At 60.4% G+C, this 13,612-nt stretch carries 14 protein-coding genes and 1 pseudogene; 10 read left to right on the plus strand and 5 right to left on the minus strand.

The features are described from left to right. Window positions 1–10 precede the first annotated feature (10 nt). From ACQRAX_RS04790 to ACQRAX_RS04815, 6 genes and pseudogenes are all read left to right on the plus strand, one after another. A pseudogene (locus ACQRAX_RS04790) lies at window positions 11–172 on the plus strand (rubredoxin); the annotation flags it as partial. Beyond that, window positions 161–1,396, plus strand: coding sequence for an FAD-dependent oxidoreductase (locus ACQRAX_RS04795; RefSeq protein WP_412039376.1), 1,236 nt, complete (start codon window positions 161–163; stop codon window positions 1,394–1,396). The pseudogene ACQRAX_RS04790 and the gene ACQRAX_RS04795, both read left to right, overlap by 12 nt. A gap of 9 nt (window positions 1,397–1,405) precedes the next feature. Continuing rightward, window positions 1,406–2,734, plus strand: a complete 1,329-nt coding sequence (locus tag ACQRAX_RS04800) for an NAD(P)/FAD-dependent oxidoreductase (protein WP_412039192.1) — start codon at window positions 1,406–1,408, stop codon at window positions 2,732–2,734. Continuing rightward, window positions 2,731–3,102: an ethanolamine utilization protein EutQ gene (locus ACQRAX_RS04805; protein WP_412039191.1), complete on the plus strand. Its 372-nt coding sequence runs from the start codon at window positions 2,731–2,733 to the stop codon at window positions 3,100–3,102. Before ACQRAX_RS04800 ends, ACQRAX_RS04805 begins: the two co-directional genes overlap by 4 nt. Before the next feature lie 30 nt (window positions 3,103–3,132). Then, window positions 3,133–4,290 (plus strand): MFS transporter, encoded by a 1,158-nt coding sequence (locus ACQRAX_RS04810; RefSeq protein WP_412039190.1) that lies wholly within the window; start codon window positions 3,133–3,135, stop codon window positions 4,288–4,290. 357 nt (window positions 4,291–4,647) lie between these two features. Continuing rightward, window positions 4,648–5,097 carry a VOC family protein gene (locus ACQRAX_RS04815; RefSeq protein ID WP_412039189.1) on the plus strand — a complete coding sequence of 150 codons (450 nt, stop codon included), beginning with the start codon at window positions 4,648–4,650 and terminating at the stop codon, window positions 5,095–5,097. Between the two features lie 252 nt (window positions 5,098–5,349). On the opposite strand, the gene ACQRAX_RS04820 is transcribed toward ACQRAX_RS04815, so the two are convergent. Then, a complete protein-coding gene (locus ACQRAX_RS04820) occupies window positions 5,350–6,618 on the minus strand; it encodes an NTP/NDP exchange transporter (RefSeq protein WP_412039188.1) in 1,269 nt (422 codons plus the stop codon). Between the two features lie 11 nt (window positions 6,619–6,629). Then, complete coding sequence (locus ACQRAX_RS04825) at window positions 6,630–7,550, minus strand: aldo/keto reductase (RefSeq protein ID WP_412039187.1); 921 nt, start codon at window positions 7,548–7,550, stop codon at window positions 6,630–6,632. Window positions 7,551–7,826: 276 nt separating this feature from the next. Between ACQRAX_RS04825 and ACQRAX_RS04830 the strand changes: the two genes are divergently transcribed. The 4 genes from ACQRAX_RS04830 to ACQRAX_RS04845 are packed head-to-tail and all read left to right on the plus strand — an operon-like array spanning window position 7,827 to window position 11,268. Next, window positions 7,827–8,426, plus strand: a complete 600-nt coding sequence (locus tag ACQRAX_RS04830) for a paraquat-inducible protein A (RefSeq protein ID WP_412039186.1) — start codon at window positions 7,827–7,829, stop codon at window positions 8,424–8,426. Beyond that, window positions 8,423–9,067 carry a paraquat-inducible protein A gene (locus tag ACQRAX_RS04835; RefSeq protein WP_412039185.1) on the plus strand — a complete coding sequence of 215 codons (645 nt, stop codon included), beginning with the start codon at window positions 8,423–8,425 and terminating at the stop codon, window positions 9,065–9,067. The genes ACQRAX_RS04830 and ACQRAX_RS04835 overlap by 4 nt, the downstream gene beginning before the upstream one ends. Continuing rightward, on the plus strand, window positions 9,048–10,700 hold the full coding sequence (locus ACQRAX_RS04840; protein WP_412039184.1) for an intermembrane transport protein PqiB: 1,653 nt from the start codon (window positions 9,048–9,050) through the stop codon (window positions 10,698–10,700). The genes ACQRAX_RS04835 and ACQRAX_RS04840 overlap by 20 nt, the downstream gene beginning before the upstream one ends. Before the next feature lie 16 nt (window positions 10,701–10,716). Beyond that, window positions 10,717–11,268, plus strand: a complete 552-nt coding sequence (locus tag ACQRAX_RS04845) for a PqiC family protein (protein WP_412039183.1) — start codon at window positions 10,717–10,719, stop codon at window positions 11,266–11,268. 19 nt (window positions 11,269–11,287) lie between these two features. Here ACQRAX_RS04845 and ACQRAX_RS04850 read toward each other — a convergent pair whose 3' ends face one another. The 3 genes from ACQRAX_RS04850 to ptrR all read right to left on the minus strand — a co-directional run bounded on the left by ACQRAX_RS04850 (window position 11,288) and on the right by ptrR (window position 13,579). Next, window positions 11,288–12,247, minus strand: coding sequence for an HlyD family secretion protein (locus ACQRAX_RS04850; protein WP_412039182.1), 960 nt, complete (start codon window positions 12,245–12,247; stop codon window positions 11,288–11,290). Window positions 12,248–12,250: 3 nt separating this feature from the next. After that, on the minus strand, window positions 12,251–12,604 hold the full coding sequence (locus ACQRAX_RS04855) for a DUF3302 domain-containing protein (protein WP_412039181.1): 354 nt from the start codon (window positions 12,602–12,604) through the stop codon (window positions 12,251–12,253). 90 nt (window positions 12,605–12,694) lie between these two features. Beyond that, window positions 12,695–13,579: a putrescine utilization regulator PtrR gene (gene ptrR, locus ACQRAX_RS04860; protein ID WP_412039180.1), complete on the minus strand. Its 885-nt coding sequence runs from the start codon at window positions 13,577–13,579 to the stop codon at window positions 12,695–12,697. Window positions 13,580–13,612 lie beyond the last annotated feature (33 nt).

Raw genomic sequence — 13,612 nt, forward strand, 5'->3', positions numbered from 1 at the left:
AGGTAGCACGATGAAAACCTGGCTCTGCATCATCTGTGGCCTGATCTACGACGAAGCCAAGGGTTGGCCCGACGACGGTATTGCCCCCGGCACCCGCTGGGAGGATGTACCTGAAGACTGGCTATGCCCTGAGTGCAAGGTCGGCAAGGCCGACTTTGAAATGATCGAACTCAGCACCCCGATTGCAGCTGTGGCTGCCGCGCCGGTTATCCAGGCGCAACCACTGGTTGCCGCTCGTCCCGCCCAACCGGTGGTCATCATCGGTAGCGGCCATGCAGGCTACGGCCTGGCACAGGCCCTGCGCAAGGCCGACCCGCAGCTGGAGATTCGCGTACTGACCCAAGAATCGGGGCATCTCTATTCCAAGCCTGCGCTGTCCATCGCCCTAGCCCAGGGACGTACCGCCGCAGCCCTGGCCACCGAAACGCCGCTGGCGATCGAGCAGAGGCTGGGCATTCGTATCTATACCGGCTGCAAAGTCGAACGCATCGATACCCAGGCGCGGCGCTTGTATACCGGCCTCGGCGAAATGGACTACGGCCAACTGGTGCTGGCCAGTGGCGCCTCTGCCGTACGGGTGCCTATCGAGGGCTGTGCCGAGGCGCTGCTCAGCGTCAACAACCTGCAGGATTACCAGGCGTTCCGCCAACGCCTTGAAGGCGTGCGCAGCGTGGCGATTCTTGGCGATGGCTTGATCGGCTGCGAGTTTGCCAACGACCTTGCGAGCAATGGCTATCAGGTACGGGTAATCGGCCTCGGTGCCTGGCCCATGGAGCGCCTGCTGCCCGAGGCGGCGGGCCTGCACTTGCAGCAGGCACTGTCGGGGCTGGGCGTGCAGTGGAACCTGAGCACCACCTTGCAGCGCATCGAGCGCACCAGCGATGGCTACCAACTGACGCTGGCCGACGGTCAAGTCGTTAATGCGGACCTGGTGCTCAGTGCGGTGGGCTTGCGTCCCAATCTTGAGCTGGCCCTGGAAGCAGGCCTGGACTGCGGTCGCGGGATCAAGGTCGATGCCCGGCTACAGACTTCGCAACCGGGCATCTACGCCCTGGGTGACTGCGTCCAGATCAATGGCCAGTTGCTGCCCTACCTTGCGCCGATTAACGAAGGCATTCGTGCCCTGGCCAGGACACTGCTGGGTCAGCCGACTGCCGCCCACTACCCGCTGGCGCCGGTAACTGTGAAAACCCCCGCTGCCCCGCTCTGCCTGCTGACACCTCCCGGTGACTGCGAAGGCCAGTGGCGCTGCAATGCGACCAGCGATGGGTTGAGCGCCGTGTTCCATGACCTCGGTGGTGCCATACGTGGGTTCGTGTTGCTCGGGCGCCAGGCACAACTGCAACGTAATACCTGGCTGCAAAGCTGCCAGGACACCCAACAGAATGTGGCCTGAGGCCGAACCATGAACAGTATTGTCAATCTGCCTCACGATGACCGCACCTGCGGCTGGTATGCCGCACTGCCAGAGCCGTCGCCGAGCAAGCGCCTGGTCGGCGAACAAAACGCCGACTACGTGGTGATCGGCGCAGGTTTCGCCGGCCTGGCCGCCGCACGCCGTCTGGCCGAGCACCAGCCACAGTCGCGCATTGTTCTGGTGGATGCCCAGCGCATCGCCTACGGCGCCTCCGGCCGTAACTCGGGTTTCGTCATCGACCTGCCGCACAAATTCGCCTTGGAGCATCCCGATCCACAGCACAAACAACGCCTGCTGGGCCTGAACCGGGCCGCCATTGATCAACTGCAAACCCTGATCGGCCGCCACGGTATCGACTGCCAGTGGTCCCATGCCGGTAAATACCAGGGCGCCGTAGGCGAACGTGGCGAGAGCTACCTGGATCACTTCGAGAAATTGATGACTGATCTGGGTGAACCCTACCGCGTGGTCGAACGCGACGAACTGGCGGGCGTACTCGGCAGCCGCTACTACAGCCGCGCCATCTACACCCCCGGTTGCTACCTGATGCAGCCTGCTGCCCTGGTGCGCGGCCTGGGTGATTCCCTGCCCGGCAATGTCGAGGTGCTTGAAGAGTCGCCGATCCGCACGCTTGAAAAAGACGCCAACGGCAGATGGCTGCTACAGGGTGACAATGGCATGATCCGCACGCCACAGGTACTGCTGGGCACCAGCATCTTCACCCAGGAATTCGGCTATTTGCGTAACCGCCTGCTGCCCGTGATGACCTTCGCCAGCTGGACGCGCGCCCTCAGCGATGCCGAGATGGCGAAGGTTGGCGCCCAGGCCGACTGGGGCCTTACCCCTGCCGACCACGCCGGTACCACCATACGCATGACCCAGGACCGGCGCCTGATCATCCGCAATACCTACAAGCATGTTCCTCGCTACGGCCGCAGCATCACCGATGCCACCCGCAACAAGATTCGCGAGGATCATCGCAAGGCGTTCGAGGCGCGTTATCGGCAATTGGCGCAGGTGCCGTTCACCCATACCTGGGGCGGGGTGTATGCGATCTCGCGCAACTTCACCAACTACTTCGGCCAGCTCGATGACGGTGTCTACGCCACCGCCTGCGACAACGGCGTGGGCGCAGCATGGGGCACCATCTCCGGCACGCTGCTGGCCGACATGGCGGTGGGTGCCGATTCCGGCCGGTTGAATGACATCCGCGCCGTGACCGGTATGCCCTCGCGCAATCCACCTGAGCCGTTCCTCGGCATGGGCGTACGCACCCGGATTCGTTGGGCAGCATTCAACAGCAGGAGCGAAGTATGAGCCGCGTGCCAAGCGCCAGAGGCCCGGTGCGCCTGGTCGACCACCGCGACCTGGACTTTGTCCATCGCGGCGGCCCGCCTGGCGACGCGTGGGTAGCGCGCGCCATCAGCAACGAAGTGTCGCCCCACCTGGGCATCGGCTTTGCCCGCTGGGAAGGCGCCGAAGTGGCTTGGACAGTGCTCTACGACGAAGTGATTTTTGTCATTGAGGGCTGCTTTGAACTCCAGGCCAACGGCGAGGTGTATCGCGTTTCGCCCGGCCAGATGCTGTGGATTCCGGAAGGCACGGAGCTGGTGTACGCAGGCCACGCGCTGTTCGGTTATGTGGTGTACCCAGGCGACTGGAAACAGCGCAACGGCCTTGCCTGACTACCGACCGCACTGGTCTGGGGAACCCAATTGTTTGCACTATCCAAAAGGTTCGGCACGATCTATGTCGCTGCCTTGTTGATGCAGCTGGGCTCCAGCCTGCTGATGACCTACCTGGCCCTGCGCCTGGATGCCTCCGGTGTGGCACAGCTGTGGGGCGGCGCGCTGATGGCTGCCAACGCGCTGGGCATGGTGCTGGGTGCCCGCTCCGGCTACTGGCTGATCGGCCTGGTCGGCCATGCACGGGCTTTTGTGGTGAGCGCCGGGGTGATTGTCACTGCGGTGCTCACGCACCAGCTCAGTGATGGCGTGCCGCTATGGCTTGCCCTGCGGTTCATCGTCGGCGCAGCGATGATGTGCCAACTGATGGTCATCGAGAGCTGGCTCAACGACTGCGCCCCGGTCAGCCGGCGAGGCGGCGCCATGTCGCTGTACATGGTGGCCAGCTACGTCGGCATGATGCTCGGGCAACTGATGCTCAGCCTCGGGGATGGACTGCACACCCTGGCGTTGACGGGCGTGGCCATTGCCTTTGCCATTGGCTTGATCCCCTTGGCCCTGCACCGAGGTATCGAGCCTGGCAGCATTAGCCAGACACGGATCAAGCCGATGGTATACCTGCGCAGGCTTCCCCAATCGCTGTTCACGATTCTGGCCTCGGGATTGTTGAATGGTTGCCTGTATGGACTGACTCCGATCTTTGCCGCTCAACTGGGCTTCACCCCGGCGCAAGTCGGGCAGTTCATGGCCATCAGCATTGGGGCCGGACTGTTGGCGCAACTGCCGTTGGGCAAACTGTCGGATCATTTTTCCCGCATCATTCTGATCCGCGCTACCGCTGCATTATTGTGCATCGCCTACCTGCCGCTGGCCTTCGGGCTGGCATCAGGGCAGCTGTGGATTATGTTGGCGGGGGCTGCTGTCGGCTTCTTGCAGTTCTGTCTTTATCCACTGGGTGTGGCCCATGCCAATGACAATTTGGAGCCAGAGCTGCGTGTATCAGTCGCCGGAGTGCTGCTGATGACCTTTGGCATCGGAGCCACCGTCGGCCCCTTGGTAGCAGGTGCGATGATGGAGAATTCCGGCCCGCAGGCGTTGTATGTATTCAGCATTGGCGTAGCGGCGATGGTGACATGTTTGATCAGGGAGAAACGCAGGATTGGCGCGTCTCTGCCTGGGACAGCGTAACGAGAGGTATGAGCCGGATGAGGGGCGATTCACAGGTCCGGTTCTTAGGGGAAGACGGCGCAGTAATGCGCTGCTGTTACGCGACGAAAACCAACGTAAGCCGTATTAGAGTTTGTTTTACTCGTCAGCGGCTGCAAACTTACGAACTTTGATTCGTGAGACGGGCTTATTGCACTGATTTTCGACCGAACTGGTGCGGCCTTGGCGTGCCAGCAGCCCGAGCGTTTTCTACTGCGCCGGTTGGCCGAAGTGGGGGTTGAGAAAAAAATTTGTTGCGGCTGTCGAAAGACGTCGAAGTCGTTCGACTAAATGATGCCGACACATCGAGTCCATCCACGTCGGCAACAGGAGCCCAGCATGAGCACCACTCTTACTGCCTACCTCAGCTTCAACGGAAACACTCGCGAGGCCTTTGCATTCTACGCAAAGGCGCTCGGCGCGAAGATCGAAATCCTGATGAGCTACGCCGACATGCCTGCGTCCGCCATCCTTGGCGAAGGCTGTGATAGTGGCACAGTACCCAGTGGGGACGGCATCATGCACGGTTGCCTGGCGCTGCCCGGTGGTGCGAAGCTGTTTGCCGGCGACACCCCGCCCGGCATGCCATACGAAGGCGTCAAGGGCGTGATGCTCGCACTGCAGTACGACACGATCGACAAGGCTCACAGCACCTTCCACGCGCTGTCGCAAGGTGGCCAGGTGACGATGCCGCTGGCACCCGCGTTCTGGGCCAAGACCTTCGGCATGCTGACCGACCGCTTCGGCGTAAGCTGGGCCGTCAACGGCGAACCGATCGCGCTCAAGTAATTGCGTCGAACCAGGAGTAAGGGGGGTTAGCGCCAACAAGCGATAGGCTAACCCTGTTCCCCACTGGTTGTTAACCGATTTTTCCAACTGTTACCCGCTGTGGTTTACAGAGAAAAAAGTGGGTTACATGTCCCGCGGCAAATCTGGTCAGCAGGGGCGATTCAGGTTGGGCTGACCCAGTCTCTTGAGCTGTGAGTCACGCTTTCGTTTTACCCCTATTTTTCGCGCCTGATCGCAGCCTCACGGCAGCGCCTACTCTCCCCCCTCAAGCCGCCGCTGCTGACGCCCCAACCAAGCCCCAGTCACCGCCCAGACCAAAGCAATCCCAGCGCCGATCACCATCGCCAACGCCGGATGATCCCCCAACAAATCCAGCCCCCGCTTGACCCAACCACTCAGCGCATCACCGCCCCGATAAACCACCGTGTCGGTAAAGTTCTTCGCCTTGTATTTCTGCTCCGGCACCACCACCGTATAGAGCATCTCCCGCCCGGGCCGTACCAACGCATACTCCCCCACCCGACGCACCACCATTACCAGCACAAACACCGCAAACAGCGGCGCCAACGCCAGCCAGAGAAACCCCAGCACCATCACCAACGGTACGGCCACCAGCAAGATACCTACCCCAAGCTTGCGCGCCAGGTGCCCGGTGACAAATACCTGAGTGAGGATCGACAACAACTGCACCAGACTGTCGATCAAACCAAACACCTGGGTCTGCTCAGTGCGACTGGAAAAATGTGCGGCCACCAGTCGAGCCTGTTCGAAGTACAAAAACGTACTGACGCTCGCCAACAACACCACAAACAGCGCGATACCCAGCAAATACGGTGAAGCAAACACCTCGCTGGCCCCGGCGAAGGGATTACCGCCCAGTGGCTTGGAGCGTGGCAGTTCAGCGTCTGCCGGTAACGGATGGCGGTCGCGAAACCCCTGCAGGTAGCCCGCCGCGACGATACTCCCCAACAGGCAAGCAGTGGCCAGCAGCACCAACCCGGCGTGGCCAATCACCGCAACCAGCAATGTCCCCAGTAACGGCCCGACCAGGCCACCAAGGCTCGCACCGGCTGCGAGCAAGCCAAACAGGCGCTTGGCCTGCTCGCTCGACAGCAAGTCGGCAAGCACGCTCCAGGCCAGGGAAATCGTCAGCAGGTTAAACATCGACAACCAGATGTAGAACGCTCGGGCACTCCATAGATTTTCCGGCTGGCGTGCAAACAAGCCGGCGAACAGCAGCAAATTGCCGGCAAGAAAACCGTAGGTCCAGGGGAGAATATGGCGGCGTTGCACCTTTGACGCCAGCCAACCAAACAGCGGCAGCGCGATCAAGGTCACCACGAACGTGCCGGTAAACAACCACTGCAGGTTTTCCACCCCACCGGCCACGCCCATGGTTTCACGCACCGGGCGCAACATGAAATACCCGCAGAACAGCAAGAAAAACAGCGCGAGCCCTGCCACCACCAGAGGCCTCTCGCCCTCGCGGACGTTAAACAAGCGACTTCCCAGGGCAGGCATGGCGTGCTCGCTCAGGCGAACTGCGCGATCAGTTGCTCGCTCTGCGCAGCGGTCAACAACGGCCCGCTGCCCGCTATGAGCTGATCCAGCTGACGTTCGGGGCGGCTGGTGGCCGGGATTACCGTGGTCACCGCCGGGTGGCTGATGGCAAATATGAGGAACAACTGTGCCCAACTACCAATGCCCGCTTCCGCCGCCCAAGCGGGCAAGGGCTGGTCTTTGACCTTGGCAAACAGCCGGCCGTCGTCAAACGCGCGGTTGATCAAGACCGCCACGCCTTTGTCCTGAGCCAACGGCAGCACGGTTTGGGCGGCGCCCGGTGAGTTGACAGAATAATGAATCTGGATGAAATCGAGTGATTCCTGACGCAGAATCCGCTCCAGTTCCTCAAGGCCGCCGTCCACGTAATGGGTCACGCCAACATAGCGTGTCAGCCCCTGTGCCTTGAGCTCACGGGCATAAGGCAATTGGCGTTGCCAGTCACGCAGATTATGGATCTGCAGCAAATCAACCTTATCGGTGCGCAGGCTACGCAGTGTGCCTGCCCATTGCGCCTGCGCAGCAGCGCGGCTGTCAGCAGCGATCTTGGTCGCCAAGAACGTGCTGCTGCGCCAGCCTCCCTCCTCCAGCAACTGGCCCAGCACCGCATCGGCACCGCCGTAGTTGGGCGAGGTATCGATCACCTGGCCGCCGCCGGCGAAAAACACCTTGAGCACCTGTTTTAGCTGCTGGTACTGCGCAGAATCGGCATCGACCTCAAAGCTGCCCGAGGTCCCCGCACCGATCACCGCCAGCGCCTCGCCACTGCTGGGAATTTTACGGCTGAGCATGGCACCAGCGGACTGGGCAAAGGCATTACCCGGCAAGCTCAAACAACCGAGACCGGCCGCCAAGGTAGCGCTGGCCGCCAGAAAATCGCGACGGGTGGGCATGGCGAGGCTCCTGTGCGAATGAGTGCGCAAGAGAAAAAGCTTAGTCCCGTGGTGCTGTTCACGCGCCGGTAATCATTACTGCATGTGTAAAAAACACAAGGAGTACACTTGTACTCCTGATCATTCACAGCGCATTCGCCACTGCGCGGCGAACGCCGTGCGGTGGTCAGGTATAGCCCATGTCGATCGCCGGCCTGCCGATATCCGAAAAATCCGCGAAGTTCCTCACACGCCGACTATATTGAGCTAGTCCCTCCGGTCGCTTGAGTAAGCACCATGCTGGAAAGCGAGCAACTGATCATCTGCGAACATTGCGATTGCGTTTACCACAAGGTTCCTCTCGTCAAACACCAAAAAGCCTTGTGCCTGCGCTGTGGTGCGGTGTTGCAACGCTACAACGGCCTGACCTTGCAACAGCGCCTGGCGTTGACCCTTACCGCGGGTGTGCTATGGCTGCTGGCCAATTTCTACCCGGTGATGAGCATCAAGCTGCAGGGTTTCGCCAACAGCGCCACCCTGTGGGATTCGGTACGCGCCCTGGCCACCGGGCCGATTACCTTTATCGCCTTGGTGGCGGCAATTTCGATCATCATTGCGCCGATGTTCCAGCTGTTGTTACTGCTCTGGGTGTTGGGGTTTGCCCTCAATGGCCAGCGTTCGCCAGGCTTTAAAATGTGCATGCGTTGGCTGGAAACCTTGCGCCCCTGGAGCATGCTCGAAGTCTGCCTGCTGGGGGCGATGGTCGCGGTGTTCAAACTGGCTGGTCTGCTTGATGTATTGCCCGGCATTGGCCTGCTGGCACTGGCGGCCTTGAGCCTGTTGATTATTCGCGTGGCCGGTCGCGACATCCGCGAACTGTGGGAGACCCTGCCATGAGCAACCCGCCACTGGCCAGCGAACTCAACCTGGTGCTGTGCCACGCCTGTGGCCTGGCGTGCGATGCCAGCCAGTCGGCGCATGAATGCCCACGCTGCAGCGCTCCCCTTCATGCGCGTAAGCCCAACTCGCTGACGCGCACCTGGGCTTACCTGATTGCAGCGCTGGTGTTCTACATACCCGCCAACCTGCTGCCGGTGATGAACACCAAAATGCTCGGCAGCGGTGATGACAGCACCATCATGAGTGGGGTGATCGAGTTCTGGGCCCACGGCGCCTGGGATATTGCCTTGATCATTTTCATCGCCAGCATCGCCGTACCAGCAACCAAATTCGTTGCCCTGGGCCTGCTGCTGGTTACTTCACAGCGCGGCAGCACCTGGGCGCAAAAGGAACGCTCCAAGCTCTTTCGTTTTGTTGAGCTGATCGGTTACTGGTCGATGCTTGACGTGATCGTCGTGGCGTTGGTCGCAGCCCTGGTCAAGTTTCAGGCGCTGGGCGACATCGAACCGCGCCCGGGCATTCTGTTTTTCGGCCTGGTGGTGGTGTTCACCATGCTCGCGGCCATGAGTTTTGACCCTCGAATGATCTGGGAAAGCCCCGAACCCAAGGAGCAGTTGGATGAAGTCAGCAGCCACTGAAGAACCGCCAGTGCCAGCCCCCAAGACCGTCAAGACCGGACGCTTCAGCGTTTCGCTGGTGTGGATCGTTCCGATCATCGCCGTGCTGGTGGGTATTTCTCTGGTGGTACACGACTGGCTGCAACAAGGCCCGACCATTCAAATCACCTTCAAGACCGGCGAAGGTTTGACCGCCAACAAGACCGAGGTCAAATACCGCAATGTGGTAATCGGCCAGGTCAGCACCGTGGAGCTGAGCGACGACCAGAAGCACGTCACTGCCACGGTGAAACTGCACAAACAAGCGGAGAATTTCACCCGTGAAGATTCGACCTTCTGGGTGGTGCGCCCACGCATCGGCGCTGGCGGCGTATCCGGCATTGATACCCTGCTGTCGGGTGACTTCATCGGCGCCGACGCGGGCCAGGCCAGCAGACGCGCAAAAACCTTTACCGGCCTTGAGATGCCGCCACCGATCACCTACGACGAACCGGGCAAGCGCTTTATGCTGCGCACCAACGACCTGGGTTCACTGGGCGTCGGCTCGCCGGTGTACTACCGCAAGATTCCCGTTGGCCAAGTGGTGTCCTATGAATTGACCAAGGATGGCAAAGCTGTCGATGTCGAAGTGTTCGTGCAATCGCCCAATGACGCCTACGTGACCAATAACACCCGTTTCTGGAATGCCAGCGGCGTTGATTTTGAGGCCGGCGCCAATGGCTTTGCCGTGCGCACCGAATCGTTGTCGGCGCTGCTGGTCGGCGGCATCGCGTTCCGTGCCCCGCCGTTCAATCCCGAGGACCAGGTGGCCAGCGAAAACCAAATGTTCGAGTTGTTCGAGAATGAGCAAATCGCCCTGGCCCCGCCCCATGGCAAGGCACAGTACCTGGCCTTACGATTCGATCAGGCACTGCGTGGCCTGAAAGTCGATGCACCGGTAGAGTTCCTAGGTGTTGAAATCGGCAAGGTAGTGTCAGTCAACCTGGATTTCGACGCCGAAAAACGCACCTTTCCGGTCAACGTCGGCATCGTCATTTACCCGCAACGCCTGGGCCGTGCCCACACCAAGCTGCTCAAAGCGCTCAAACATGACCCGGATGATGAACAGGCCGCAGCCCGCTTGCTCGGCACCTTCGTCGAGAACGGCCTGCGCGCGCAGGCGCGCAGCGGCAACTTGCTCACCGGGCAACTTTACATCGCCCTGGACTTCGACCCCAAAGCGCCCAAGGTGGCCTTCGATCCAACGGCCCGCCCGATCACGATTCCCACCGTGCCGGGCAGCCTGGAACAACTGCAGGAGAAATTTGAAATCATGGTCGATCGCCTCAATCGCCTACCGGTCGAACGCATCGCCAACAACATCGACGCCAACCTGGTGGAGCTGCACAAAGGCTTGCGGCAGTTCAACACCCGTACCCTGCCTGGGGTGCAAGGCACCTTGCAAGACTTCAGCAAAACCCTGCAATCGGCCAACTCAACCCTGGCCGACGACTCGCCACAACGTGAGCAATTGACCCAGACCCTGGACGAGCTGGGCCGCATGTCACGCTCCTTGCGTGAGCTGGCCGACTACCTGGGCCGCAATCCGGACTCCCTGCTGCGAGGCAGGCCCAAGGATGCCCCGGCTGACACCTTGAAACCGTCGCGCAATTGACCGCAGGAGCTTGAGCATGGCGCACGTTAGCAAATTCGCACTACTGGGCTTGAGCCTGCTGCTGGCAGCCTGCCGCAGCGATCCAATCCACTACCACACGCTGATCCCGCAGCAGCCGGTACCGGTCAGTAAAGTCGACGTACAGCTGGAGATGATCAGCGTCCCACCCCAGGTTGACCGGCCACAAATGGTGATTCGCCAAAGCAACAGCAGCCTGGCGATTCTTGAAACCGAATGGTGGGGCGCAAGCCTGGCCGACGAACTGCAAAATGCCCTGAACAACCAGTTCGCCAGCAATAATGCCCAACCGCGCCTGGGCTTGCGTGTGGATGTGCAACGCTTTGATTCGCTACCCGGCCAATACGCGTTGTTTGACGCCCGCTGGCGTCTGCGTACCGCTGGCGGCACTGAGGCCAATGCCCTCAACTGCCGCAGCGTAATTCAGACCCCGGCCGGTGCCACCATCGAGGAACTGGTGGTGGCCCATCAACAGAACCTCAAGCGCTTCACCGAACTGGTCAGTCAGGCCGCCAGCAGTGGCGTCAGTCGCTGCCCATCGCTGCACTGACGGATGCTGGCGCCCTCCATCAATGGAACGGAAAGATGTAGTTCATCCAGGCTGCCATGCGCAAAAGGATCTTGCGCATCATCGCAATATGATGAAAGTGCTGGCTATAGAGCGCCGCCTGCCCATAAGCCCCACCGGGCATCTGCGCGCTGTACTTGGCGAACTCCGGATCGGTAATTTCAATGATCACCGGTACCCGCCCCGCGGGTGGCGACCCGGTATAACCGATCAACGTGCCTGATGGCTGCACCTGCCCTTCGGCAATCACCGCAATCACATTCTTCACCCGCCCCTTGAACACTCGGCCGGGAATCCCGTCAAAGGCCACCTCAGCCTCGTCCCCCGGTGTCAAGCGCAACAAACTGTTCTGGCGCATCCAGGCCGCAAAATACTGGCCCTCATCTGGAATAAACACCATCGACGGCCGCAACGGCAAGCGAGTGGCCATCATCCCCCTGCGTAACGAAACATGGGTGACATACCCCCGGCTCGGCGCCCGAACAACGGTGTTATCCAGCTCGAACTGCGCATTATCGATCTGCGCCTGCAAATCATCGACCCTGGACAAGGCCGCTTCCTGTTCACGGCGGGTGCCGAAGTTACGCTTGATCAGTTCATTGATCCGGTACAGATCGCCCTTGGCCGCCAATTGCTGGGCCTTAAGTGACTTGAGCTTGTACTCGAACGGTGCAGGGTCGATACGAAACAGCACATCGCCCTCTTTCAACGGCTGATTACCCTGTACCGGTACATCGATCACCTTGCCGGTGACCACCGGAATCACCGGCACTGAAACGAAATAAGAGCGCGCCACCTCTGAATACGGGTGGTTGTAGTTCATGGTGAAGATCAGGGCGCCAATAATGATCACCCCACCGAGCACCGCCGTCGGCACGGTCCATTTGTTTAAAGGAATACGGAAAATCTTGAAGATCGCTACACAGATTGCCGCGTAGGTCAGAATCAGTAACAGATCCATGGCTTAGATCCCCCCGCCAGAATTGGGCCGGGGATCATCGGGCTTGGCCTTTTCTGCCTCAAGCTGCGCCACCCGCTGCTGCAACGCCTGGACCTCGCGCTGCAATTCAGTGACGGGTGTGTGGCTACCGATACCCCAACCGCGATCCTCACGGTAGAGCATTGCCCAGATCCACAGAAACGGCCACAGCGCATGCAGGGTGAACAAACTGACCCAGCCGGTGGCATGAATGGCATCCTGGTGCGGATGGTTGCGATGAACAGCGATTTCGTACGGAATGTCGTGCAGCACGATGATGCCGTAGAACATCACCAAGCCAACGAAAATCAACAAACCTAAAGCAAAGTAATCAAGCATGGTGGCTCCGGCGCGCCCAAGACGTAGGGGGCGATGGAAACAGTCTAGCTAATGAATAGCACCTTACCGTCTGATTGAAATCAACTTTTTTCAGGCCTGCTTAAGGGTATTGGCCTGCCCGCGCGCTTCAAGCAACTGAACGAAACTCGACAGGCTCTGGGACGCAGTGCCGCGCCGCCAGACCAGCCAGGTGTGCAGGTAACGAAAGTCTTCACACAGCGGCCAGACACTGACCGTGGTGCAACCCGGCATGCTCTGCAACATACTCCGTGGCATCAGCGCCAGGCCCGCACCGGCACTGACACAGGCGAGCATGCCGTGGTACGACTCCATTTCGCAGATCTTGCCCGGTACCGCCGCGTCGTTGCTGAACCAGCGCTCAAAATGATGGCGGTATGAACAGTTGGCGCGAAAGGCATAGATGTTCTCGCCATTGACGTCCTGAGCACGCTTGACCGACCCATGGTTCAGCGGCGCGATCAGCACCATCTCCTCCTCAAACACTGGCACCCCGTCCAGAGTCGGGTGCAACACCGGGCCATCGACGAAGGCTGCCACCAGGCGCCCGGCCAGCACGCCGTCGATCATCGCCCCGGAGGGTCCGGTGGACAGGTCCAGCTCGACCTTGCTGTACTGCTGGTTGTAAGCCGCCAGCAAAGCCGGAATACGCACCGCTGCAGTACTTTCCAACGAACCCAAGGCAAATGGCCCTTGAGGCTCTTCACCGGCCACGGTCATCCGCGCCTCTTCGACCAGGGCAAGGATGCGCCGGGTGTAATCAAGGAAGTTCCAACCTGCTGGCGACAGGCGCAAGCGGCTCTTCTCACGGATGAACAACTCGACGCCCAAATCGCTTTCCAGCTGTTTGATCCGCGTCGTCAAGTTCGATGGCACCCGGTGAATGTGCTGGGCGGCGGCACTGATGCTGCCGTGCTCGGCCACCGCCTTGAAGATTTCCAACTGAACCAGGTCCACGTCATTCTCCAATTGTGAATGTAAGGCTCATTA

The sequence above is a fragment of the Pseudomonas sp. UM16 genome (assembly GCF_050312595.1).
Taxonomy (GTDB): domain Bacteria; phylum Pseudomonadota; class Gammaproteobacteria; order Pseudomonadales; family Pseudomonadaceae; genus Aquipseudomonas.